The organism is Segatella maculosa DSM 19339 = JCM 15638 (genome assembly GCF_000382385.1).
Lineage (GTDB): Bacteria > Bacteroidota > Bacteroidia > Bacteroidales > Bacteroidaceae > Prevotella > Prevotella maculosa.
In genome coordinates this window covers 451,340-475,142 of record NZ_KB908319.1, presented here as the reverse complement: position 1 = coordinate 475,142, position 23,803 = coordinate 451,340, and the positions used below count along the sequence as shown (strand labels likewise).

General features: G+C 47.4%; 20 protein-coding genes. 3 read left to right on the top strand and 17 right to left on the bottom strand.

Annotated elements, in window-relative coordinates:
* Nucleotides 1–787: 787 nt before the first annotated feature.
* Complete coding sequence (locus tag H164_RS0102005) at nucleotides 788–1,663, top strand: PfkB family carbohydrate kinase (protein WP_019967068.1); 876 nt, start codon at nucleotides 788–790, stop codon at nucleotides 1,661–1,663.
* A 102-nt stretch (nucleotides 1,664–1,765) separates the two neighbouring features.
* Here the strand turns inward: H164_RS0102005 and H164_RS0102000 are convergent, their stop codons facing one another.
* From H164_RS0102000 to H164_RS0101955, 10 genes are all read right to left on the bottom strand, one after another.
* The gene (locus H164_RS0102000; RefSeq protein WP_026356205.1) at nucleotides 1,766–2,506 is read right to left on the bottom strand and encodes a hypothetical protein; all 741 of its coding nucleotides are present in this window, start codon (nucleotides 2,504–2,506) and stop codon (nucleotides 1,766–1,768) included.
* Nucleotides 2,507–2,533: 27 nt separating this feature from the next.
* Entirely contained in the window at nucleotides 2,534–4,237 is a 1,704-nt protein-coding gene (locus H164_RS0101995) for a hypothetical protein (RefSeq protein ID WP_019967066.1), read from the bottom strand.
* Nucleotides 4,238–4,258: 21 nt separating this feature from the next.
* A complete protein-coding gene (locus tag H164_RS0101990; RefSeq protein ID WP_019967065.1) occupies nucleotides 4,259–5,455 on the bottom strand; it encodes a hypothetical protein in 1,197 nt (398 codons plus the stop codon).
* Between the two features lie 12 nt (nucleotides 5,456–5,467).
* Entirely contained in the window at nucleotides 5,468–7,909 is a 2,442-nt protein-coding gene (locus H164_RS0101985) for a TonB-dependent hemoglobin/transferrin/lactoferrin family receptor (RefSeq protein ID WP_238315279.1), read from the bottom strand.
* A gap of 5 nt (nucleotides 7,910–7,914) precedes the next feature.
* Nucleotides 7,915–8,508 (bottom strand): hypothetical protein, encoded by a 594-nt coding sequence (locus H164_RS0101980; RefSeq protein WP_019967063.1) that lies wholly within the window; start codon nucleotides 8,506–8,508, stop codon nucleotides 7,915–7,917.
* Nucleotides 8,505–9,554: a hypothetical protein gene (locus tag H164_RS0101975; RefSeq protein ID WP_019967062.1), complete on the bottom strand. Its 1,050-nt coding sequence runs from the start codon at nucleotides 9,552–9,554 to the stop codon at nucleotides 8,505–8,507. The genes H164_RS0101980 and H164_RS0101975 overlap by 4 nt, the downstream gene beginning before the upstream one ends.
* Nucleotides 9,555–9,632: 78 nt before the next feature.
* Nucleotides 9,633–10,214 carry a hypothetical protein gene (locus tag H164_RS0101970; protein ID WP_025830270.1) on the bottom strand — a complete coding sequence of 194 codons (582 nt, stop codon included), beginning with the start codon at nucleotides 10,212–10,214 and terminating at the stop codon, nucleotides 9,633–9,635.
* Between the two features lie 49 nt (nucleotides 10,215–10,263).
* Nucleotides 10,264–10,875 (bottom strand): hypothetical protein, encoded by a 612-nt coding sequence (locus tag H164_RS0101965; protein ID WP_019967060.1) that lies wholly within the window; start codon nucleotides 10,873–10,875, stop codon nucleotides 10,264–10,266.
* Between the two features lie 20 nt (nucleotides 10,876–10,895).
* Complete coding sequence (locus tag H164_RS0101960) at nucleotides 10,896–11,672, bottom strand: class I SAM-dependent methyltransferase (protein WP_025830271.1); 777 nt, start codon at nucleotides 11,670–11,672, stop codon at nucleotides 10,896–10,898.
* 67 nt (nucleotides 11,673–11,739) lie between these two features.
* Nucleotides 11,740–13,962, bottom strand: a complete 2,223-nt coding sequence (locus tag H164_RS0101955; RefSeq protein ID WP_026356204.1) for a TonB-dependent receptor family protein — start codon at nucleotides 13,960–13,962, stop codon at nucleotides 11,740–11,742.
* A 678-nt stretch (nucleotides 13,963–14,640) separates the two neighbouring features.
* Between H164_RS0101955 and mtnN the strand changes: the two genes are divergently transcribed.
* The gene (mtnN, locus tag H164_RS0101945; protein ID WP_008565635.1) at nucleotides 14,641–15,279 is read left to right on the top strand and encodes a 5'-methylthioadenosine/S-adenosylhomocysteine nucleosidase; all 639 of its coding nucleotides are present in this window, start codon (nucleotides 14,641–14,643) and stop codon (nucleotides 15,277–15,279) included.
* A 12-nt stretch (nucleotides 15,280–15,291) separates the two neighbouring features.
* On the top strand, nucleotides 15,292–15,777 hold the full coding sequence (locus tag H164_RS0101940) for an S-ribosylhomocysteine lyase (protein WP_019967057.1): 486 nt from the start codon (nucleotides 15,292–15,294) through the stop codon (nucleotides 15,775–15,777).
* Nucleotides 15,778–15,798: 21 nt separating this feature from the next.
* On the opposite strand, the gene H164_RS0101935 is transcribed toward H164_RS0101940, so the two are convergent.
* The 7 genes from H164_RS0101935 to H164_RS0101905 all read right to left on the bottom strand — a co-directional run bounded on the left by H164_RS0101935 (nucleotide 15,799) and on the right by H164_RS0101905 (nucleotide 23,776).
* Nucleotides 15,799–16,671: a FimB/Mfa2 family fimbrial subunit gene (locus H164_RS0101935; protein ID WP_025830272.1), complete on the bottom strand. Its 873-nt coding sequence runs from the start codon at nucleotides 16,669–16,671 to the stop codon at nucleotides 15,799–15,801.
* Between the two features lie 13 nt (nucleotides 16,672–16,684).
* Nucleotides 16,685–17,389 (bottom strand): porin family protein, encoded by a 705-nt coding sequence (locus H164_RS0101930; RefSeq protein ID WP_026356203.1) that lies wholly within the window; start codon nucleotides 17,387–17,389, stop codon nucleotides 16,685–16,687.
* Between the two features lie 92 nt (nucleotides 17,390–17,481).
* A complete protein-coding gene (locus H164_RS0101925; RefSeq protein WP_008565630.1) occupies nucleotides 17,482–17,700 on the bottom strand; it encodes a hypothetical protein in 219 nt (72 codons plus the stop codon).
* Between the two features lie 20 nt (nucleotides 17,701–17,720).
* Entirely contained in the window at nucleotides 17,721–19,523 is a 1,803-nt protein-coding gene (gene typA / locus H164_RS0101920; RefSeq protein ID WP_019967054.1) for a translational GTPase TypA, read from the bottom strand.
* Between the two features lie 142 nt (nucleotides 19,524–19,665).
* Complete coding sequence (locus H164_RS0101915; protein ID WP_019967053.1) at nucleotides 19,666–20,655, bottom strand: FecR family protein; 990 nt, start codon at nucleotides 20,653–20,655, stop codon at nucleotides 19,666–19,668.
* A gap of 67 nt (nucleotides 20,656–20,722) precedes the next feature.
* Nucleotides 20,723–21,307, bottom strand: coding sequence for a sigma-70 family RNA polymerase sigma factor (locus H164_RS0101910; RefSeq protein WP_008565627.1), 585 nt, complete (start codon nucleotides 21,305–21,307; stop codon nucleotides 20,723–20,725).
* A 909-nt stretch (nucleotides 21,308–22,216) separates the two neighbouring features.
* A complete protein-coding gene (locus H164_RS0101905; protein ID WP_248616174.1) occupies nucleotides 22,217–23,776 on the bottom strand; it encodes a Gfo/Idh/MocA family protein in 1,560 nt (519 codons plus the stop codon).
* Nucleotides 23,777–23,803: the final 27 nt, after the last annotated feature.

Here is a 23,803-nt window from a genome sequence, read left to right as displayed (position 1 = left end):
AGAAGATGACTGAAAATGTACTTCTCATTGCTTTTGTTCCTTTCGTTTGCAAAATTATTTACTGTGGAGCAGTTGTCCACTAAGCAAATCGAGGGGAACGCGGAATAAGAAACCGCCGGGTGGGAATTTTCAGCCTAACAGCCTATTTCAGAGCGAATTTCCTTGATTTTCCACCTGTCTATCATCCCCCTTGCAGGGGTTACGAATAGGAGACGGAACGCTGTCACTGTTTGGCATAAAGACCGTACACGGTTGGCATTACGCTGCTACCAAAAGCCCTTTTAAGTCTTTGATTGATAACGTTATCGCTGCATTTTTCCGTTTTTCATATTTTATATGTACTTTTGCGTGGTAAAATGGCTGAGATTGCGCAGTAATATGGGCCATATTGCACGCTAATATGGCTGACATTGGAACGCGATATGTAAGCCGTTGATTATCAATGTGGCTAACGTGACGTGTTACTCGAATGCATGTAGGGACGCACGGCTCGTGCGTCCGTTCGCGTTTCAATTGACAGTTGACGAGTAAACGGGGAATAAGTTGTACGAATCGCGCGTCCCTACGGTCTCACCACTGCCGTTTTGCAAACACATGAGGGTATGAAATGGAAAAAGGGGAGGCCCGATTGGAGGCTTTCCTGCGCCAAAGATGATGCTTTTTGCAGTCGAATGCAAACCCGGTATGAATGATATTGTCGGGCAAAGAACACTAAAAAGCGATATAAAGTTTTCTTATTTGAATATTTTTTGTACCTTTGTAATATTCAACATCAGTGAAACAGCGAATGAAAGATTTATGTTGTGTGGGGCATATCACCCGCGACAAGATCGTGACTCCGCGCAAAACCGTTTACATGGCGGGCGGAACTGCCTTCTATATGGCCTATGGTATCAACCATTTGCCGCATGACATTGCGTTCCAATTGGTCACAAAAACGGGACCGGAATCGCTTGATGAGGTGGCCCGTATGCGTCAGAAAGGCATCGAAGTGCAGTGCTTTGAGAGTCCGCATAGCGTATATTTTGAGAACCGATATGGCCTCGATAGCAACCGAAGAACGCAGCGCGTGCTGGCCAAGGCGGCCCCTTTCACGATGGCAGAAATGCAGTCTTTGGAGGCCAAAGTGTTCCATTTGGGCAGCTTGTTGGCCGATGATTTCCCGCCAGAAGTGGTCAGATTCCTTTCCACAAAAGGCCGTATTTCGATTGATGTGCAGGGCTATTTGCGCGAAGTGCGGGGCGAAAACGTGTATCATGTGGACTGGAAAGACAAGCGGGAAATCCTTTCTTGCACCGATATTCTCAAGCTCAACGAACACGAAATGGCAGTGATTGCCAACTCGAAGAACCCACGCACGGTGGCTTTGCAGCTGGCCGAACTGGGCGTAAAAGAGGTGATTATCACCTTAGGCAGCTATGGAAGCCTCATCTATGCCGACAACCGGTTTTATGAAATCCCTGCCTACAAGCCCCGGGAAGTGGTGGATGCCACCGGATGTGGCGACACCTACTCGGCCGGTTACCTGTATATGCGCAGTCTCGGGGCCGATTATGCCGAGTCGGGACGGTTCGCTGCCGCCATGTGTACATCGAAATTGGAGCACAACGGCCCCTATGACGGGGATTATGCAACGGTGATTGCCCGTGCAAAAACACCATAAACACGTAGAAACACAACTGTAGGAACACACGGATTGTGCGTCCCTACAGCGCAGTGTACATACTTTAGCGGGGAGAAGTTCCCGCTGTCAGCTTCTGTTTGTCTATTTCTCCGGTTCAAAACCCATCAGGAACAAGCCGTCGGACAGCTCTACCAGAAGCGAAAGTTCGCTATCTGTGAGTTTATTCACCCGCACATTCTTCATCTCCAAGGGTCCGATGGGAATCCGTGTGCTGATGGTTAGCACCTTATTGCTGATGGTCCACGTTCCTTTATCATCGAAATGCTTCATCGGACTCGACACGGTGAAGATGAATTTGCCGCCGGTTTCGAACTTGAAAGTCTTCTGTGCTTCGCCTGCGAGCCTGTCGTAAGGCGTTTTATCGCTGTTCTTTATGAGCACACGCGACTTCTTTGCTACCGAGTTCCACGCCTGCTTTGTCAGCAAACTCTGCAGTTGTTGCTGTGTCAATTGCTGTGTTGCAGCCGGTATTTTCAGTTCTTTGACGGTCTTACCGCGCTCGTTTTCTTGAACAACGACCTTCAGGATCTGCTCGTAGCCCACCAATTGCTCCACCTTAAACAGGGCTGTTCCCTTGTCGTCGGCAAAGCCTTCGGCAAGCACCTGCCCGCGAGCTGTGGCATAAACCAACTGCACATGGGTGTTGGCATCAAGCTTGTTCACGGCTATCGTGGCCGTTTTTGCTTTCTCATCAAGGTTCATTTGCACCACGGGTTCCTGTTTTCCACCGGTTGCATCGTCGTCTTTTGAACACGAAACCATGGTTACGGTCCCCATCAACAGACAGAGAACGGCTAAAAAATTACATACATTCTTTTTCATTGTCAATTATTTTAATCATTAAAAAAGTTAATTATATATTTTATCTCCTTCCACTCCGTAGTTTCCATTACCGTCGCTCACCAACCAAGAAGGCTTGTTTTCAATCACCGTTTTATTGGAAATATCTTGGAAATAAATTTGATATTCCCTGGAAAACTGCCGCTTTGGCCTTTTGAAGGCACTCTTTTTAAGGTTCTTCGGCAAGATAATCTTCCTTACGGCAAACTCATCTTCGGCCGTATCGTCAATAAACAAAGACTCAAGTTGCGTGCAACGGCTCAAATCAACCACCTCGGCTTTCAGGTTATATAAACTTATCCGTTTCAGTGTTGCAGGGAAAGTGATATGCTTGAACATCGGTATCGGCTTGCCATTTCTATCGATACTCCCTATATAAATATGGCCCGAAGTGAGCTTTGTGTGCGAGAAATCGAGGTATTTCACGTCTCCGAAGGCACTTGAAGGAAAGAGATAGATAGAGTCTACCTGTGTCGGTAGCTTCATATTTGCCGAGATAAACTTCCCGTTTGAATAGACTTTGAGCTTCGTAAGGCGTGAGTAATCGAACGAATCGTCGTCTTTATAGGGTACATTTCCCGAGCCTCCGATATACAGTTCCTCGATGTTTGCAGGCAAATCTTTTGTTGCCACCGCAGTGAAATCGGGGTTATATGAGAAGAATTTGAGTTTGTTCAGTCTTGAAAGTCCCTCAAGTTCGACGCTTGTCTGCGGGGCATCGGCCCGCGAGGTATAGCCTCCTACGGTCAAAGTGTCAATCTTATCGTTCAAAACTATCTTCTTTAAAGAGCGTGTCATGGACGAGGTTTCAACCACATAGAGCTTATGTAACGACGAATGGGCAACGTCCAAGCGTTTGAACCCCTTGTTCTCTTCCGTGTTGGTTGACAGTGCCAAGTATTGAAGCGCCTTGTTATTGACAATCAATTGCTCGTCGGCAGCATCCGAATTCTCAATGTCTATCCGCTTTGCATGAATGTCGTTGAGGTTGGCATTGGTGTAAACGCCATGCTTCAGCTCCAAGGATTTCATCGTATGTGCAGGCGTTTTGAGGTTCGAAAGATTGACACCATCGAACAGAAGTGTCTCCAATCGGTTGTTCTTTGACAGGTCGTAGCCGGCCATATCGATGGGTTTGAAGGGCTTAGATGTGAACCACCACTCGTATTTTTCCTTGTTGGCAACGAGCGAAAACACCTTTAATTGCGTGAGTTTATCAAGGTCTTTCACCTTAGAAACAAAGCAAGAAGGAAACGCCAACGTCTCCAATGCGGGATAATTAGCCAGTCCCCACAACGTAACTTCCTTGTTGGTGTATTTCAATCCCACGTAATCATAGAACTCACTTAGGGTTTTCAATTGGCTCGGCGCAACCTCATCGTCGTTCTTAACCTTTAAGAATAGCGTGTCACCGCTTTCAAGAATGTAGCCACAGCCATGTGTTAAGGCTTCTTGATAGAACTTCTTATACTTGGCCCAAAGCGCTTTTTGCGTTGCAACATCAGTGATTTTGGCAATGCCTTTCCTTGCTTCTTCGAAACGATAAGTAGCTAAATACGTGTCAATTCGCTCTTTCATATAGTCCTGATACTCGGCAGAATTCTCGTTCAAATCGATGTCTTGCGTGACAAGGTTCAGGATTTCGCCCTTCTCACACGATGCAAACAGGGCCACACTAAGCAGCGATAAAATGGTATATACAAACTTTTTCATATTCAATCTGGCTTTCTTTGTTTAATTCAATTGGCGAACAGCGTCCTTGATTCCCACGAATTTAGAAGTGTCGGGCATCGGAGTCTTCAGCATAAACACGTAGTGTGTCTCTTGTTCCGACGTAACTCTGAACCAAGCGCCTTTGCTTGTGTTCTTCACAAGCTCTAAGATATAATAGAAATGTCTCCATAAATAAATTCCTTTCTCGGGTGTTTTGGAAGGCACGAAGACTGCCTGCGACTTGTCGGTGATAAGGTTAAACAACACTTCTCCCATGCCGAGATGAGGCATTTCGTCGGTCTCTATGATGATTTTACTGCCATTTATCCGCCAAGTTGCATTCACTATGGGATAGTTATCTTCGTATAAATCGTTCCAATTCTTCATCAATACGTCTTTCATCAGCTTCGGAACCTGAATAAACGCCTTATTATCTTTTCCCAAAGATAGCTTCAATCCATAGAGGAAAGCAGGCGTCTTGGTCAGCAAATCCTCAACAAACAGCGAGCGAACCGACAGTTGTGCGTCGTCTTCGGCTTCGTCTTTGTTCTCCGTTTTATATGAAATTGTCTCCCAAGAAGTGTTGACATAGTTTGCCAAAGACAGCGGATTATGACTCACGGGCATTGTGGAAAACCAGTCTTGGCTTGTGGATTTGCCGATACCGGGAAACTCTTTTTGCGGGTTATCGCCATAGATGGAGGTGTTATTATAGAAGTCTATCATCAGAACACGGTCGCCCACGTCGATCAATGCCGTCAAGATACTGACATTATCTTTGGCCTGTAGGTCTTTCACCTTAAGCTTCATGTTGATATATCCCACGGGAGTTTTCGTGTCAACGACAATAGTATTCTTCTCGGTTGTAGAGACTTTCCACTTTCCCTGACAGAAGATATAAGACTTTTCTCCAAGCGGTGGTTGGAACAAAAGCGTGGAACTGCCGTCGCGTCTCAGCTCCATTCCCATCCAAGCCATCATATATAACATGCTTTCAAAGGGAGAAGAAGCCTTCTCTTTGAACTTTGTCGTGGTCCAAACGGTGGTGTTCTCGATGCCGATGTTCTTGTACCAAGTCACGTTTGTCAGCTTCTGAACAATCGGATTGCTAAGGTCCGGCGTGCTGCTTGTCTCGTATACGTCGATAGTATCGCGTTGGTCGCAAGCAGAAAAGAGGATTGTCGCAAGCAAACTTGCTATGATTACGGTCTTTTTCATTTATTTATTTGTTTATAGTTTATATTCAAGTGCCAAAGAAACATATCTTTTAGGACGGGAGAAACGGCTTAATGACTTCTTTCCGTCCTGAAAGAAGTAGTTGATGTTAGAGAGTAAGGCCGGATTTGTCAGTTGTCTCAAATCGTCCCAACGTAGGTATTCGCTGTTGAGGATATTGTAAATGCCCGCCCTCACGGTCAGGTTGCGGGTTATTTTGTAATATCCATAGGCATCAAAAGTGTAAGCATTGCTCATAAATGAGGCCGGATAGCGTCGTATCAGCTCTTTCCCTGCGGCGTCTTTGTCCCAGAATGTGGTCTGAGAAACGGGCTTTGCAAAATAAAGATTAGCCTTCGCATTCACCTGCCAGCGTGCTTTTGGGGCCGTATACTCCAGTCCGATGTTTCCGGTTAACGGCTGAATGCCCAGCATACTCATTCCCGATGAAGACCTTCCTTCGGCATAACTGAAGGCAGAAGAAACCATGAAGCCTTTCAATATTCCCGTCCATTCTTCGGGATAGAACTGCAACGCGACATCGAAACCTTTGAGATTGGCCGATGTTTGGTTGACATTCTTCACGTAGGAAATGTTCTTGGGCGTCTGCATCAGCGGCTCTTTCACCGTTAATGTGCCTTGTTTCAACTCGATAAAGTCGGCATAATGGTTGTAATAGAAGCTTAATAAATAGCCGAAGCCCAAGCCCTTGCCACTCAACTCCAACTCATGATTATAGGATTTCTCGGCTTTCAAGGCCCTGTTCGACAGGACAACGAATGATGGCCACGCACTGTAGAACTGGAAATACTGCTCTTCTGTGTTGGGAACTCTAAAGCCCGTAGAGAACCGATACGATGCATTCAGGAGCTGACTGTGGGCATATGACACGATACCTAAGAACGAAAAGCCGGCTTCCTTGTCGTCGATGGGGTCGAAATTCATTACAGCTCCCTGCATGTTCTGCAGGAGATAATGGATATATCCAAGGTTTTGTCCCTCGCTTTTTCGGTCGTCTTTCGTAGTAAAACGGTCGTATCTGGCCCCTAATTTCATGGTCAGCTTTTTGCCAAAGGCGATATCATCCATGAGAGAAACGCCGTAATTCAACCGTGTTATGGGGTTCAAGAACGAGTAGGTCTGTGCAAACACGCCCATAGGTTCACCGTATCGGTAGACCTTTCCCATTCTGACAGTGTATCCGGTCACAGGGTCTGAGGCCTGCGGAGCCTCCATATCAACGTTCCGCGTATCGTTTTTTCGCCGCATTGCCATTGCAGTCAGGTTGAAGATATGCTGCCCAAAGGCCCCAAAATGAAACTTCTTGGAGTCCAACTCCAATCGAAACAAATGGTCTTTCGTTGCCTGTCCTCTGTATTTCGTGTGCTTTCCCTCATAAACAAGGGTCATTTCACTGTTCACAAGGTCGAAATTCGGTCGATAGAAGTCAGTCCATGAACTGGCATCCAAATAGGAATTCTGATGATGTACCTTGGTCGTCAACTTCCGAATAAGCCCCTTTTCGCTCAGAAAACGATAGGAAAATGACAGCGACCGACACAACGATTGATCGTGAGAATAATAGTATGGCTTCCCGTCTGCCGTGAAAGCATCAATCGGTTCCAATGTCCAAATGTCGGCATTTGTCTTTCTGTTCATCGCATAGAACGCCAAAACGAACCTGTGATTGTCGTTCGGTGCATAAGAAAGTTTGCCCAACCATGTTGCTTGATGAAAGTCCATCGGGTCTATTTGCGTAGAAGTGATGTTGCGGGTGAGCTTTCCATGTGAGAAATTCCGCAGTTCATTGCCATCCCGATGCGCTGCCATCAGGAGGGCATCAACATGCTTTAAGCGCACAGCTCCACCCAAAAGGTAGGTCCGAAGGTTCTCTTTTCCGTTGTAATTCACTGTAGACAACAGACCCCAAGACTTGTTTTCACCTATCAAATCTCGGGCATCTTTGGTCGCATAGTTCACCGTTCCGCCCAACGCTCCCGTTCCACTTGCGAAGGAATTGGCCCCTTTTTGTATCTCAACCGACGAGGCAAAGTAAGGGTCGAAGTCTATTCTTGAGGCATTGGAAAGCCCATATGAGCTGAAAACGACATTGTCTTGGATTTCCGGTTGCAGTACGCCGTCGATGCAAATAGCCACTCTGTTGGCCTCAACACCACGGATGGCAAAGCCTCGCATACCCCCTCTTGAACCCGAAACAGACACGCCTACCGATGGAATATAACGCACCAAGTCGTTCATGTCCATGGGCATCTCTACTTTAAGTTGCTCTGCCGTTCGCCGAATCTCGCCTACTTTCCGACCTTGTCTGTCAGCCGTGACAACAACTTCCTTTATCTGTTGCGTCTTTGTTGTATCCAATCTCGTCTGCTGGGCACTTGCTTTCAGTACTCCACCAAACAGAAGCAACGACATCAAGATATAACTATTGTGCTTCATCGTCATTAATTAATGAGTGTGAGTTCGACCTCGAAAGGAAGAAACTTGTAGGTTCTTCCGCCACGTTTTATTTTCTCTTCGGTTTTAAAGGCCTCCTTATCACCCGGGAATTGAACGCGAATCAAGGTCAAAAGCCATTGCTTTTTCAACGTGTGCGACCCCTTGTTGTTCGGCAGAAGCACGTCCTTATCATCGGCAGGTGTCAGCTTAAAGGTCACGGAAAGGCGCTCGTCGTTCATCTGAATGAACTGTTCGGGAATGTCTCTGAAGGTCAGTTCGCCCTTGGCAGCATTGTATTCGTAGAGCAATCCACGCAGTGGAATACGGCGAAAGCTGTTTTGGCTCCCTTCCATCATTGGCAATCTGAGTTCCGGTTTCGAGAAGTTTGCCACCTCGTTGTTGATATCGAACCACAGATAAGAGTTGCTTTCATTGATGATAAAGATGCGAGATAGCAGGCGATCATTGTCTGCAATGAGCGGAATGGAGCTGCTCTTGCTATATTCTTCGTTGCTGTCGAACTCTCGATTGATGCAACTACAGAAGGCCATCAGCATGCAGAAGCACAGCCAAACCTTTGATTTCGGGAAACGCGTCATAGCGGTTGAGCTGTTAATGTGAATGATTTAAACCCTTCATAGTAGGCAAATTTGAACTCGTCTGACCAGTAGTCAGTACTTCTTTGGTTCACCATTACATACAAACTAATACGAGGTTGCGAGAGAACGAGCTTGTTATCTTTCACCGAATAGGTGTATTCATAATACCATTCATGGGCAACATTGCCACGACCCGTAAAGAAATCGGCATTGTCTATCATGGGAACACGGAAGCAAATCTTATGACCATAGGTGTAACAACTGATGTTGTCTTCGGCCATTAGCTCTTGTTTCCAGTCGCCTGCACTGTCGAAACTCGATGAATAATCCACGATAATAGGTGCAAGGAAGAAGCGTTTTGCCGTGATGCTGTTGTTCTTATTGAAATGAAAATCAAAGCTGAAATCTTTCAATTTCTTATAGGCATCCGAATAGAGGTCGGCTATATCCATCACATCTCGGTCAATATCGACCTTCCATTTCCATTGTTTGTTCAGCAACTCGGCAGGAAGCGGACCCAACTTGCTTTCCCTTTTCTTCATAATCTCCTTGACTTGGCGCTCCATTTCAGCCACTTTTGTCTGCAGATATTCATACTTTTTGCCCTTTCGCGCACGGTAAGGAAGCTCATGAAGTACGCTTTTACAGTTGATGATAATGCTGTTTTTACGGATATATCCGTCGTAGATAGTGCCCTTATTGAGTTCTGCTTCCATACTGTTTTGTATTCTTTTCAGTCGGATTGCCATTTTTATCATCGACTCATTGACGCGGATATCCTGATCGGTCAACAGGTTCTTGTCACCTGAAACCAAATCCGACAGCACGAAATTCCTAAGATTTCGCTCGGTTTCGTCAGGATTTTCAAACCCTTCATAGAAGAGTTTATCAAAGCGGTCTGCAAGTTCTTGCTTTGCAACCAAGGCTCTCTCGTTTTCGTCTAACTCTGTTTTCGTACACCCAATGACAAGGAAACAGAGTGCTATCAGTGTGCTTCCGAGCACGACAGTCATGCTGTTCGGCTTGTTGTTTCTATTGAAGTTCATGTTGTTTATATTACAATTATAAATGAATAGTCAGATGAAGATGCCGTATTCCAGGGGCTTATATCCCGTAAGACACCATTATTTACGCACGGCATCGATAACGATTGTCACGGGAAGTATCTTCGGTAACACTTTCAAGTCAAGCCTTCCGTCTTTGAAACTGCCGCTTGCTTGTGCCTTATCCGTATCAAATCCTTTCAGATCGGGAGGCAGAATGCCTTCCGGGAGCTTATCGGGATCGACTTCTTTTCCACCATTCGGCTTGGCCTTAAAAGTGCCTTTTACGGACTGGAGCCTGACGGTTCCGTCTTTTTCACGTCTCACGTCCATGACGAAATCTACCGAAACGGTAAACGGCATGCGGGCTGTTGCACTCAATTTCCCGTCAGAATCGAACATCGGAGCATTGAATTTCTCGAAGTGAAAACGCACTTGTTTGTTGCCATTAATAGCTTCCAAGACAACGAGATGAGGCCCTTGGGCCATTTTCTTAGTTCCCATTGTCGGGGTTATTGTTGCCTGATAGGTTCCAACAACCATACCGACGGCGGCCGAACTGTCCGAATCGTCATCATTATTGCTGCATGATGCGGCCATGAGTGCAACCAAAACGAGCATTGCGAGCATGCTCATTAGCTGTTGAATTCGCTTTAAAAACATATCATTATAATTTTAAGTGATGGGTTATCTTTGTCTTTTTTCCTTTCATTCACTGCTTTTTACCTTGCCATTGCATCTTCATGGCCACGGGTAACATGAGATCTATCAAGGCAGAAACCTCGTTTTTCGAACGCAGGAAGTATCCTTCCAGCTCGGCATCATCGCTCTCCGGTAGTTCAAGCCCTATCTGTTTACCTTCGTCAGACGTTCGAACGATTCCGTCACGACCATGCAAACGAATGGTGTCGCCGATGCCTTCGGACAACAAAATGTCCATTTCAACACTGACATAAAGCGGCATGAAGTTCGTATGAAACTTGCTGATACTGAGATGTAACGACCCGTTTGCGTTGGTGGTGCAACGCACCTGATGCTTACCGGCAGTGAAATAGAGGAGCGGTTTGAGGCGCTCGGCATCATAATAAATCATTGATAGTCGCGAAGCATACTGTCCTTCGATGGCTTTTGCCAACGGACGTGTTCCCAAATCCTTGTCCATATACTCCTTTTTATTGGGCAGCAGCGTTTCCGGATGCGTATAATCGTCAGACAGGAACGCTTCTTTCTCACACGACAACAGCAGCAACATGGAGCCAAGGATAATGCTGATGGCCCATGACGGACGAAGAGTTACGGGTTTGAAACCTCGATGCTTCATCATGATAATCCCTTTCTTCGGTTCTATCGCTTACGCGCCACGATGCTGATGGCATTGATGTGACGGGCATGCTTACGGAAAATACGTCGCATCTCAAGTACTCTCTTGCGGGCAACACCGTTCTTCAGCATTCTAAATAAGATGCAGATGAAACGCCAAAAGCCTTCGTCTGCTATCACACGCCCTGTTTCCAACAAGTGCATGGGCTTGCTTTCAACGAACGAAACCTCAAATCCGTTGTCTTCCAAGAGGCCTTTCCATTCAGCAAGCGTCAGTGGGCGGACATTCGTTTTTATTCCTTTGGCCAAGTCACTCTCTATCTCTTTGCGCACTTCTTGCGGGGTATCGTCAGGGAAAATACCTATTTCATGGATACCATACAATCCTCCCGGGCGCAGCAAACGGGCGGCTTCGGCAATGATGGCCTGCTTTTGCGGATTGCTTTGCATGGTCAGCATGGCCTCTCCATACACCTTTGACGCGCTGTTTTCAGGCAAACCGGTGTCTGAAGCGTTCCCAATGACAATCTTCATCTTATCATCTTTCACATTGTCTTGAACGCGTTTCGCCGCTTCGGCATTGAGTTCAACAGCCACATAGCTGCGAGGGTGATGCGAAAGTGCCAGCTTTGCCGTGTAACCTAAGCCTGGAGCAAACTCCACAACATCGTCATTGGGAGTGATGTTCATTGCTTTCAGCATGATTTGCGTCAATGCCTTACCTCCCGGACGCAGCACTTTTTTCCCTAATTTTGCCAGCACCCAATGGCCTTGTTCCATGTTCATGCGTTTCTCTACCATAGTTTTTCCGTTTTTATTGTTGTTATTATTCATGTTTATTTTAAGTTTATCATTGTTTAATTTCGTTCTACCAACGCCACGTTAAGCCTGCAAATATACTCCGAGGTTGCCCGGGAATGAAGAATGTCAACTGCTTGGCAGTGAATTCGGGGAATGGAATTGCAGGCTGATGTATCTCATCACTGATGATATAACTCGAGGCATAACGTCGGTTGGCAATGTTTTTCAGCTCTACATAGAGGTTCCATTGGGTGCCGATCTGATAGCCTAAGCGGGCATTCCACACGTGATATGCGGGCTGAAACATCGTGTTGGTGTGATCAATCGGGGTCTCTCCCGGTTTCAATTCCAATGAGATTGATCCGTTCAAGCCGCAGGAATGCTGATAATCGAGCGAGGTATTGATGTAATGTTTCGGGACTCCCGCAAGATATTTACCATCATATTTGCCGCCTTTGAAGGTGAAACGACTGTAATCATACACTGCCCCTATCGTGAAACTACCTATATTATATCCGAAAAGATGGGGCTTACTTGCCATCTGTATGCCTACTTCCAGCCCCTGATGAACAGTGTTCGGATAGTTCTCCGTACGCTTTTGACCACGTACATAGTCCTTTATTTCAAGTATTTCATTGGCAACCCACGAGTGATAAAAAGCGACATTCCATGACAAACGGCTTAAACGTCCCTTGCTACCCAGCTCGAATGTGGTGGCAGTCTGCTTCTTTAAGGCAATGGAAAAGAGCTTCTTCGGACTGGTATTGATATTCGATGTCACCTCCGTTCCTACAAGTTCATCGAATGTCGGCGGCTCATAACTGTTGCTTACATTGGCAAACAGTTGGATATCCTTACGTCTGACAGGACTCCATATCAGCCCGATACGAGGATTGAAAGCAGTGAAGTGCTGCCGAAGCGTACTATTTTGGGAATAGAAATACCGGTATTTCTTCGACATATGGCTGTACCATGGGCGAAGAGAAGGGTCGCCGAAAGCGTCTTTACTGTTGCGTTTGTTATACACACCATGCACATCCAGCACTGCATGTAGCTGGTCGTGAAGCGCATAGTCGGCTTCCGTGAAGACCGTAAAGTTGGCAGCATGTAACCTATCCCGGGCAAACATGAACGATGCTTTACCGTCTTTATTGATGTGATAGCGGCGGTCCATCCACCCAAAAGCACCCAAGACGCCGGCCGAGAACCGTATTCTTGACATCGAAAGATGATAATAAAGCGTCGCACCGATATCGTTATTGAAGGAATGGGGAATGGAGATGGTGATGGGAAAAGCGAACCAATCGTCGGCATACTGATAGTAAACCGATGCCGAGAGATTGCTTTTTGCATTCAAAACAAACCCTGTCTGATTGGCAATCCTGAACATATCGACATTGCGATGCGGCCTGTCTCGCAGTATGTTAGGGCCCATTGAGAACGGAAGGTCAACGCCCGTGCTTACCTGTTTGGGGTCGGTCATGAGTTGGTCGAGGGTCAATGGTCCCGGCATTTGGAAGAAAAGATGCGTGAAATGCACGAAAGTTCTGTTCTCAACCGTTTGCTTTCGGTTTCTCCACCCTATGTTCACAGAAGCCGTCAGCCGTTGGTTTTTATTGTAAATACGATAACCATCTTGCCGATTATAGGTCGAAGTTGCGAACATATCCCATGCACCGAGGCGCTTACCCATGGTGAATGTCAATCCAAAAGTACCGTAAGAGCCTCCTTCAAGCTTTACACTTGCAGTGCTATCCGTCAGTGCCGTGCGGCTTACAAAGTTCAAAGCGCCACCCAATGTGCCTGCACCGAACCGCAAGGCGTTGGCTCCTTTGAACACTTCTATATAGCGGGCGGTCATCGCATCCATGATACCTATGACATAAGAGCCATCAGAAAAGTTCACAGGAATGCCGTCTTGAAGCAGATAAACGCCTCGCCTTTGAGGGTTACTCTGTATGCCTGAGCCTCTGATATTCAGGCGTGGCTGGTCGTTTGCACCAAAGAATTCCTGTATGATCACGCCGGGTTGCAGTCTCAAAGCCTCTTTCATGGTAGCCATTCGCTGATGGTCTGCATGGATTTCTACAAGAGATGTGCTGCCGGCAATGCGTCTTTGATTGGCCAAAGCCTGCATGACATTGGGCGAAGTGAGGCTGTATCCGGCCCTTACCGACACTTCTTTCAACAAGATGACCGTGTCGTTTAAATGGCTTCTTTGCTGTGCATGCGCAGTAGAAAGAGGACTTATGAAGCACACAATGGCAAATATCGTTTGATGTAGGTTCAAGAAACCGTCCCTGTTTGTTATGATTTTAGATCTGTCGGATATTGAAATCCGATCCCTATGCAAAGTTAAAACAATGTGAAAAAGGTAGAAGTAACAAATGAGACCGATAAAAATAAATACCTAATTGTTGTGATATGGGCCTGAAGAGAGGGTGCAGTTCGATAATGAATGGGGAATATTTGCCGTTATTCATACAGGGTTGTTTGAGCGGACGCACGAACCGTGCGTCCCTACATGCGTTCGCACGGCTCGTCCTCTCAACCATTTTACGCATTAATGAAGCCATGATGGGTATGTAGGGACGCACGGCTCGTGCGTCCGTTCAAGGGGGATTGAAGGACTATATGCAAGAGTGTTTGAGCGGACGCATGGGCCATGCGTCCCTACATACATTCAAACGGACCAGAGTATTGGAAATGTTGATAATCAACGACTTGCACCTCGCGTTTCAATCTCAGCCATTTTACCGTGTAATCTTACCTATATTACCGCGCAATATGGCCCATATTACCACGCAATCCCAGCCATTTTACACGCCAATAAAACTGAGCCGGAAATGCGGGTGAACCAAAAGGCTGGCCATTTACAAGTCTATTTACTCCTAAAAACAGATAAATTGACACGCTGCGTTGCCGTTTTCCGCTTTTTTATTACCTTTGCAAGCAAAGAGAAACAAGAATGAAGATAGGAATTATCGTTGCGATGGACAAGGAGTTCGCGCAACTTGAAAAGGTGTTTCGGGGCAATGAGGACATCGTTTTACAGCAATGCGGCATCGGAAAAGTCAATGCTGCCGTGGGAACCACGCAGATGATAGCACGCCACCAGCCCGACCTTATCGTCTCGACCGGCTGTGCCGGCGGCGCAGAAACGGTCGATGTGGGCGATGTTGTGGTGGCCAGTGCGTGCGCATACCATGATGCTTACTGCGGAGACAACTGCCAATACGGGCAAATCATGGGCATGCCAGCCCGCTATGAGGCGCCGATTGACCTTGTGGAAAAGGCTTTGAAACTCCATGTTGAGGGCATTCGAATCCACAAAGGCCTAACGGTGAGCGGCGAATGGTTTGTGGATTCGCGCGAGAAAATGCAGGAAATCATGGCCCATTTCCCCGAAGCAATGGCCGTGGACATGGAGAGTTGCAGCATTGCACAGGTGTGCCACCTCTTCAATGTGCCCTTCGTCAGCTTCCGAATCATCAGCGATGTGCCTCTGAAAGACCACAAAGCACAGATGTATTTCGACTTCTGGGACCGGCTGGCAGAGGGAAGTTTCGAGGTTACCCGACAATTCATAGAAGCAATTAACAAGTAAAAAGCCAACGATATGAATAAGATTCCGAGCTTTACCATCAATCATGAGCAACTGCTCCGCGGCATTTATGTGAGCCGAAAGGACACGGTTGGCGGCGAAACCGTCACTACTTTTGACATCAGAATGAAGGAACCTAACCGCGAACCTGTGCTCCATAACGGTGCCATTCACACCATCGAGCACCTCGCGGCCACCTATCTTCGCAACGATGATGAGTGGAAAGACCGCGTGATTTACTGGGGACCGATGGGTTGCCTCACGGGAAATTACCTCATTCTTCGGGGCGATTTGGAGAGCAAAGACATTGTGGAATTGATGCAACGCACGTTCCGTTTCGTGGCAGAATACCGTGGGGAGATTCCCGGGGCAGCTCCGATGGACTGCGGAAACTATCTGCTTCACGACCTGCCGATGGCACGTTATGAGTCAGCAAAGTATCTTCACGAGGTTTTGGAGCATATTTCGGAAGCCAATCTGAACTATCCTGCTAAGGAATAAGCCACATGCGGCAGGGCAATCTCAAAGGTTTGAATCGAAAATCGTAGCCCACGAATCGTCCACTTTGATGTTGATGCCGCGTGCTTCAGGCTCGGATGGCTTCATGAAATAGAGGCCATTAATGCGGTTGATGCCGTTCATGACAATCCGAACGTCATTAAATGTGTGTTCAGCAACAACGTTGTTACTGGCATCTAAGGCTGTTAGTTTTACCTTCAATGTGCCTTCTTGCGCCTTCGGAAAGGTGAAAATGCCATACGAAGAAGGCCCGCGATGCGCCTCTTCGGGGACATTCAGCACCTCGGTTTGGCGCGAATTGACGCAGCCGAAGCCTTGTATGGCATCTAAAGAACTGCTGCCTCCGGTGTAGTTAAAGCGAAGGTGAGTGACCTTTTCGGGGATTGCTTTGTCGAAATTAAACTCCACTTTAGCCACACAACGCCTCAAAGTAACCCCCAACTGCATGTCTTCGGTAACCGTGAACGTGCCATTATAAAGAAAAGTATCCGTGATTCTACCGCTGAAACTGATTTTATCCGCATGGGCTGTCGAGGCATTCTTTATGCCACTATGGGCCACTATCACCAGTGAATATTCTCCTTCGGGAAGGTTGACCTTTAGGTTTCCGAAGCCTTCTTCACCCTTTTTCTGATTGATGCCGGTTACTTTCGTACCGTGATTATAGATAGCTGCGTTGATACATGAGCACACTTCGCCTACGCCAACCACTGCCCTTACCTTGCCGTTTGCATATTTTTGTGCAATATCACCTATGTGGAAACGGACTTCATAGCCTTTCTTGTGCGACTGTTTTGTGTCGATGACGGGCTTTTCGCAGGCCATCAAACCGGATAAAAGGACAAGAATACCTATCCTATTTAATATTTTTTTCATGGCAATAAAAGTGTTATCTTAAGATTTCAAACTTGTATCCGACGGAGAATGTGAAGCATTTGTTCTTGGAACCTATCTCTTTTTCGGCCTTGGTCAAGGGAAAATTGTAACGCGCATCCATCACGACATGCCCGTATTCGTAGGAGATTCCGAGGGGAATAGCCATGTCAAAAGTGTGGAAAGTAGGCTTAATGTCAATGCTTACAGGGGAGGGTGTGTCGTAAACGGTGCCACCATCTCGGTTGACAATAAACTTTGTTTCGTCGTATTTCGTCTTTCCTTCCAACAGAAAACCAGCCTGCAAGCCGGCCTTAATGGCCAATCCCGGGGCCACATATCCGCTGAATAGCAACGGAACCTGCACGTAATGAAGGTTCATAGCCATGTTGGAATAGCCCGTATATTGCCCCGCTTTGCCTGCTATGGCATCGCTGATATCCTTGTAACGGCAGCCTTGTAACGAATAAAGCACGCCCAAAGAGAGACTGTATTGTGGCTGAAGTTGATACTCAAATTCAGCCCCTCCGGCAAATCCGGCCTTGTATTTCGGCGATGCATTCACGGCATTTTGCTGAACAGCAAACATGATATCGCTACCCGAAACGTTGGAAAGATTGACACCAACCTTCGGTATAAACGAGAGTGTTCCAACCTTACTTTGTGCAGAAACAGTCAAGACGAAGACCGAAAAAAGAGGCAAAAAGAAAAAGCGTTTCATAAGCATACGATTTAATTATGAAACGCTTTCAAGTGGAAATTATTGTGCATGCTCAGCAAGATAAATGCGCTTTGCACACAAGTTCGGCCTTTTCAGATGGCTTTATAGCCCTTGGTGCTGTTGTGTTCCAAGAGGTCTTTGAGGTTTTGTTCCCTGAATTCTCGCTCTTTTTGCTCGTTATAGAGCAGCTCGGCCTCTTCTTTCTCTGCCTCGGAGTGCTCAAAAGTGATGCAACGGTTCTTCAGTTCGGCAACAGCCCAGCCCAAAAGGGCAATTGCAATCAATGCAATGAAAATGTATAATCCGGTCATAATGCTTATGATTTAATGGTTTATTCCTTGTTGGCACGCTTACGTTCCAAGTGATCGAGCAGTATTTTGCGCATTCGCATGCTCTTCGGTGTCACCTCAACATACTCATCTTCCTTGATATACTCAAGGCATTCCTCGAGGCTCATCACGGTCTTTGGGATCACACGTGCCTTTTCGTCCGAGCCACTGGCACGCACATTGGTGAGCTGTTTGGCCTTGGTGACGTTGATAACGAGGTCATTGTCGTGCACATGTTCGCCCACAACCTGTCCTGCATAGACCTCTTCTCCCGGGTCGATGAAGAACTTTCCGCGGTCTTGGAGCTTGTCAATGGAGTACGCATAGGCTGTTCCTGTCTCCATAACTATCAGCGATCCGTTGGTACGACGGGTGATTTCGCCTTTAAAGGGCTGGTAGTCTTTGTAGCGATGGGCCATGATTGCCTCGCCTTGAGAGGCTGTCAAGACATTCGTTCTCAGCCCGATGATGCCACGAGATGGTATTTCAAAGGTGATATTCACACGGTCTCCTTCGGTGTCCATGCCCGTTAATTCACCCTTACGGCGCGTCACCATGTCGACCATCTTGCTGGAATAGTCCTGCGGAACATTGATGGTCAGCTCCTCAATCGGCTCACATTTCACGCCCTCTATCTCTTTATAAATCACCTGAGGCTGCCCAACTTGCAGCTCATATCCCTCACGTCGCATCGTTTCAACAAGCACCGAGAGGTGCAAAACCCCTCGTCCACTGACGATCCATTTATCGGTTGAGTCCTCAAAAGGGCGCACCCTGAGGGCCAAGTTCTTTTCAAGTTCCTTGTTCAAACGGTCGTTGATGTGACGCGAAGTGCAGAATTTTCCCTCGCGACCAAAGAAAGGTGAGTCGTTAATTGTAAAGAGCATGCTCATCGTTGGCTCGTCAACTGCAATCGGAGGGAGGGCTTCCGGGTTCTCAAAATCAGCGATAGTGTCGCCTATTTCAAACTTTTCAAGCCCCACGACTGCGCAGATATCGCCGCTTTCAACGGTGTCGGCAGGTTTGCTTCCCATGCCTTCGAAGGTGCGAAGTTCCTTGATTTTGGTCTTTTCCATGCTGCCGTCGCGATGGCAGATGGTGATATTCTGTCCGCTTTTCAGCGCACCTCGATGCACACGTCCAACGGCAATGCGTCCCGTATAGCTGGAGTAATCGAGCGAAGTAATCAGCATCTGCGGCGTTCCCTCAAGCTGTTTGGGGGCCGGAATGACCTCAACAATCTTGTCAAGCAGGTAATCTATGTTGTCAGTTTGGGCTTTCCAATCGGCCGCCATCCAGCCATTTTTGGCCGAACCATAGACCACTTGGAAATCCAATTGCTCCTCGGTTGCGTTCAAATCGCACATTAAATCGAACACCATTTCGTAGACTTCTTCGGGCCGGCAGTTGGGTTTGTCGACTTTGTTCACCACAACCATCGGCTTTAAGCCTAACTGTAAGGCCTTTTGAAGCACGAAACGCGTCTGCGGCATCGGCCCTTCAAAGGCATCGACCAGCAGCAAACAGCCGTCAGCCATGTTGAGAACGCGCTCCACTTCGCCCCCGAAATCCGAGTGACCCGGTGTATCTAATATGTTAATCTTAGTGCCTTTCCAATTGATAGACACGTTTTTTGAAAGAATGGTTATCCCACGTTCGCGCTCCAAATCATTGGAATCGAGCACCTCACCGCTGTTATCCTGTCCCTCACGGAAGAGCTTTCCGGCGAGCATCATCTTGTCAACCAGCGTCGTTTTGCCGTGGTCTACGTGCGCAATTACTGCAATGTTTCTGATATCTTGCATTTGTTTACCTTAAAATAAGCTATATTAAATCGCTGCAAAATTACAAAAAATAACCGAAGTACAGCGCATCATCGTTGATGAATGGAATATTTTAAGTGTTAAAAAACTTATTCTCTCGGTCCCATTGCAGTCTTGTTCCGATCTATTGTGACGGCTTTCCGTTCGCTTCCTTTGCCAGAACGATGGCCCGATCGGTGCGCCTCACCTTGCAATCGTAGAGCTTGGACAGAATGACGAGGCATTGATTGAGGTTCGATGAGGGCAATGTTCCCGTGAAACGGTCGGCCCCATTGATGTTCTGCAAGCGGATATTCTCCCCGTAGACACGGCCGATTTCCTCCACAACCTGCGTCAACGGCGTGCTTCGGAACACGATTTCGTGACGCTGCCAAGCCGTGTAATAGGCGGTATCTTCGCTAAACGGCACCACTTTGATGCGGCCCGTGGCCTTGTCAAGCGTGCATTTTTGATTGGGTTTCAGGTGAATGTTCTCCTTCGTTTTGTCCGAATGAAGCCACACGGAGCCTTCAAACAGGCAGAGTGTCGCTGTCGGTGAGTCGGGATAACTGCTGAGATTGAATTTCGTTCCCACCACTTTCACGCGCATACCCGACGTATGAATCACGAAAGGATGGGTGCTATCGTGGCGCACATCGAAGAAACCCTCGCCCTGAAAAGCTATCTCACGTTGCTTCATGAATGCCTGTGCCCGATAAGACAGCACAGAACGCTGGTTCATTCGGGCCTGCGTGCTGTCAGGAAAGACCACGCTCACCTGCTCGCCTTGGTGGGTCAGAATGGTTAAAAGACCGTCTGAGGGCGTCTGTTGCTGGTAAATCACATAGCCTAATGCCCCCAGACAGATGGGAAGCAACACCACTGCGACACGCTGGATAAGCGTCCATGCGCGGTGGCGAAGCCCGAACGGGCTCCCGATTTGTGCGTCCAACCTTTGCCGAATGGCCGCTATTGCCTCTTCGGGAACGCCCGACACATCAATATCTTCCTGCCAATGGGCCTGCATTCCGGCTGCTATTGTTTCGTCAGAAGCGTCGTTCACGTGCGCTCGAAGGCGCTGCAACTCTTCCTTTGTCAGCCTTGTTTGTCTGTATTTCTGTTCGATATGGTTCATAACCTCATGTGCGCTATGCATGAAAAGACACGGAAAAAACGAAAATATACTGCTATTTTATGAATTATTAGAATATCAACAGCAGTGCAGGAAGCATGCCATAGCCCAACCGTCTGACGAAAACCATCAGTTGTTTCAGGCCGAGCGACAGTTGATTCCGCACCGTTTGCTCTTTGAAATCCAGCAGTGTTGCAATCTCTTTGATGCTCTTTTGCTCCAGTCGCGCCAGTTCGATGACGCGCCGTTGCGTAGGCGGAAGTCGGTCAAGTCCCTGTCGAAGCACGCGAAGAAAGTCGTCATACTCCATCAGTGTGCTTTGTCCTGCGGTGCCGAGGCGGTTGGCATAGTCCACATAATCCTCGAAACGGGGACTGTTGAGCGTTGCCCTATAGGCGTTGATCAGCAGATGGCGCGCCCTGATGAACACGAGGTTGAGCAGCGTTTCCTCCTGCCTGATGTCATGCCGGTGGTTCCATAGCCAGACAAAAGTGTCTTCAACGATTTCCTCCACCGTCTCCCTTTGGTGGCAATATTCAAGCGCAAAGGCGAAAAGCCGGCGTGCATACATGTGGTAAAGCCTGTCGAATGCCCATCGGGAATCGCGTTTGAGCTGCCAAATCAAGTAATCTTCTCCCGTCGATGTATCCTTCATGCGATGCTTTCAATGCTTAAGTTCGTTCAAAAGTGGTGGCCTAAACGGGCCAATCATCAGATTCAAGGTTCCAAATATAAGAAAAACTTTACAACCAAACAAACTTTCTTTGAAGTTTGAACTTTGAAGTTTGAACTTTAGGATTTGTTGACTTTGAAGTTTGAGTTTTGAACATTGAACTTTAAGATTAGTCCTCTTGTTAAGATGATTTGCTGACAAGAGGCATGTAGGGACGTACGGCTCGTGCGTCCGCCCAGCATAGTTGACGAGTAAATAAGTTGACAAGTGTGGGCGAGCTGCATGTTTTGAAGCATGTAGGGACGCACGGCCCGTGCGTCCGCCCAACGGAATTGAAAGCAAATCGTATGGTTGATGAAGCGGACGCACGGGCCGTGCGTCCCTACATACGCATGAACAATCACTTTGTTCACCCCATCTACTCCTCGACTGTCAACTGAAAAACGGAACGGACGCACGAGCCGTGCGTCCCTACATGCCTCTTGTCAGCAAATCATCTTAACAAGAGGACTAATCTTAAAGTTCAATGTTCAATGCTCAAAGTTCAAAGCCAAGGTCCCTACATGCAGTCGAATGGAACGGAGATTTGGCTCCATTGATAATCAATTACTTACATCTTGTGTTGCAATCTTAGCCATTTTACCGTTCAATATGGGCCATATTGCGCGCTAATATGGGTGAGATTGCACGGTGAAATGGGTGAGATTGAAACGTTATCCCCGCAGGAAGATAAAGAGAGGGGAGAGGCATTTGAATACGAATAAGCTATGATTTGCTTGCTATAATGCGGAAAAACGAAGAAAGGGGAAAGCCTTTGCAGACTTTCCCCACGACAAAGATAATTGAATTTACAGGCAAATGCAAGTCAAACAAGGATATCCTTTGCGAATATCACCGCTTTGCATGCGCCTTATCGTACTTCTTCCAGAGCTTCTCAGCGGTGGTTTTCAGTTTCATGGTGAACGCATGATTGGCCTCATCTTGGGCTTTTTCTTCCTCGGGAGAGGCGAAAGCATAACCGAACCCTTGCACTTCGTTCCAATGACCCCGCGTGAAATCGGGCACTTCTACAGGCAGATTGCCATTGTCCATGGCAATGCTTCCGAGCTCGGCAAGGCAACACCATTCTGCCAAGTCATAGACATCGATGTCGAGCGGCAGCCCATGTTGCAGGCAATAGATGAGCCGCGAGTCCATGATATAGTCCATTCCGCCATGTCCGCCGACCTCTTTTGCGCGCTTTTCGTACTTGGTGATGAGCGGATTTCGATATTTATTGATCAGCGTCGCCATGTCCGTTTTCGACATATAATCCTCACCTTCTTCATAGTTTCCCGTGCGATTGACCCCTGCGCGCTGCATGGCTGGTTTCGTCAGGCAATAACCTTCAATCGGATATTTATTGGCAAAGCCTTCCGTTCCCGTTATCTGATACATGCGATTATAGGGCTGTGGGTTCATGGTGTTATGGTGGATTTCAAGCACTTTCCCCTTCTCTGTGCGGATAAGTGTGGCCGTTTGGTCGCCATTACGGAAGTCTTTTACGTCTTGACCAAGGCCTTTTGACGCGAGTTTCCGGCCATTAAAGCTCTTCGTATCCATGGCAATGAGCGTCTTCATGCGGTCGCCACGATGCAGATTAAGCAGCTGTGCGACGGGTCCGAGCCCATGTGTGGGGTAAACATCACCGCGATATTTCATGTTATAATCCAATCGCCAACCGAGTTTGGGTGCACCTCCTTTCCAATATTCGTCCCAATAGGGTGTCAGGTCGTGGCGATAGGCCCCCATGGCATAGACGATTTCGCCGAAAAGTCCCTTTTGTGCCATGCTGAGCGTGTTCATTTCGAAGAAGTCATAACAGCAGTTCTCGAGCATCATGCAGTGCTTTCGCGTCGTTTCCGACAGGTTGATGAGTGCCCAAATCTCGCGCATGTTCATCGCAGAAGGCACTTCTATGGCCACATGTTTGCCGTTGTTCATGGCGAATTGGGCCGTCGGGAAGTGATGATCCCAGTCGGTTGCGATGAAAACCAAGTCGACATCATTGCGCTTGCATGCCTCTTTGTAGCCCTCGGCTCCGCTATAAACGGCCGCAGGAGGGAAGCCAGCCTTGCGCAATTTCTCGTTGGCTTGGTCGGCACGTGACTGCTCATGGTCGCAAAGGGCAACTATCTGAATGCCTTCCTGATGCAACCAACGCTCCACACTCAGCTGTCCCCGCATGCCAAGACCAATGAAAGCGACCCGCACAACGGGCAGTTTTTCGCACTTCAGGTTAAGTACATGCTGCTGTCCTGCAACCCTTTCGGGAACCTTGGTCTTTACAATTCCTTCCTTTATATGGTAAGGCCAATCGAATTGGGCACACACATACTGTGGCAAGAACAGGGCCGCACACAGCAATAATTTCAAGAAATGGTTTCTCTTAAAGGGCATCTTCTGTTTCATAAGAATTATAATTAAGTTTAATTTATC

Excerpts from the sequence above, each read along its gene's own strand:
- H164_RS0102005 (WP_019967068.1), top strand. The coding sequence starts at position 788 with ATGAAAGATTTATGTTGTGTGGGGCATATCACCCGCGACAAGATCGTG.
- H164_RS0102000 (WP_026356205.1), bottom strand. The coding sequence starts at position 2,506 with ATGAAAAAGAATGTATGTAATTTTTTAGCCGTTCTCTGTCTGTTGATG.
- H164_RS0101995 (WP_019967066.1), bottom strand. The coding sequence starts at position 4,237 with ATGAAAAAGTTTGTATATACCATTTTATCGCTGCTTAGTGTGGCCCTG.
- H164_RS0101990 (WP_019967065.1), bottom strand. The coding sequence starts at position 5,455 with ATGAAAAAGACCGTAATCATAGCAAGTTTGCTTGCGACAATCCTCTTT.
- H164_RS0101985 (WP_238315279.1), bottom strand. The coding sequence starts at position 7,909 with ATGAAGCACAATAGTTATATCTTGATGTCGTTGCTTCTGTTTGGTGGA.
- H164_RS0101980 (WP_019967063.1), bottom strand. The coding sequence starts at position 8,508 with ATGACGCGTTTCCCGAAATCAAAGGTTTGGCTGTGCTTCTGCATGCTG.
- H164_RS0101975 (WP_019967062.1), bottom strand. The coding sequence starts at position 9,554 with ATGAACTTCAATAGAAACAACAAGCCGAACAGCATGACTGTCGTGCTC.
- H164_RS0101970 (WP_025830270.1), bottom strand. The coding sequence starts at position 10,214 with ATGTTTTTAAAGCGAATTCAACAGCTAATGAGCATGCTCGCAATGCTC.
- H164_RS0101965 (WP_019967060.1), bottom strand. The coding sequence starts at position 10,875 with ATGATGAAGCATCGAGGTTTCAAACCCGTAACTCTTCGTCCGTCATGG.
- H164_RS0101960 (WP_025830271.1), bottom strand. The coding sequence starts at position 11,672 with ATGGTAGAGAAACGCATGAACATGGAACAAGGCCATTGGGTGCTGGCA.
- mtnN (WP_008565635.1), top strand. The coding sequence starts at position 14,641 with ATGAAGATAGGAATTATCGTTGCGATGGACAAGGAGTTCGCGCAACTT.
- H164_RS0101940 (WP_019967057.1), top strand. The coding sequence starts at position 15,292 with ATGAATAAGATTCCGAGCTTTACCATCAATCATGAGCAACTGCTCCGC.
- H164_RS0101935 (WP_025830272.1), bottom strand. The coding sequence starts at position 16,671 with ATGAAAAAAATATTAAATAGGATAGGTATTCTTGTCCTTTTATCCGGT.
- H164_RS0101930 (WP_026356203.1), bottom strand. The coding sequence starts at position 17,389 with ATGAAACGCTTTTTCTTTTTGCCTCTTTTTTCGGTCTTCGTCTTGACT.
- H164_RS0101925 (WP_008565630.1), bottom strand. The coding sequence starts at position 17,700 with ATGACCGGATTATACATTTTCATTGCATTGATTGCAATTGCCCTTTTG.
- typA (WP_019967054.1), bottom strand. The coding sequence starts at position 19,523 with ATGCAAGATATCAGAAACATTGCAGTAATTGCGCACGTAGACCACGGC.
- H164_RS0101915 (WP_019967053.1), bottom strand. The coding sequence starts at position 20,655 with ATGAACCATATCGAACAGAAATACAGACAAACAAGGCTGACAAAGGAA.
- H164_RS0101910 (WP_008565627.1), bottom strand. The coding sequence starts at position 21,307 with ATGAAGGATACATCGACGGGAGAAGATTACTTGATTTGGCAGCTCAAA.
- H164_RS0101905 (WP_248616174.1), bottom strand. The coding sequence starts at position 23,776 with ATGAAACAGAAGATGCCCTTTAAGAGAAACCATTTCTTGAAATTATTG.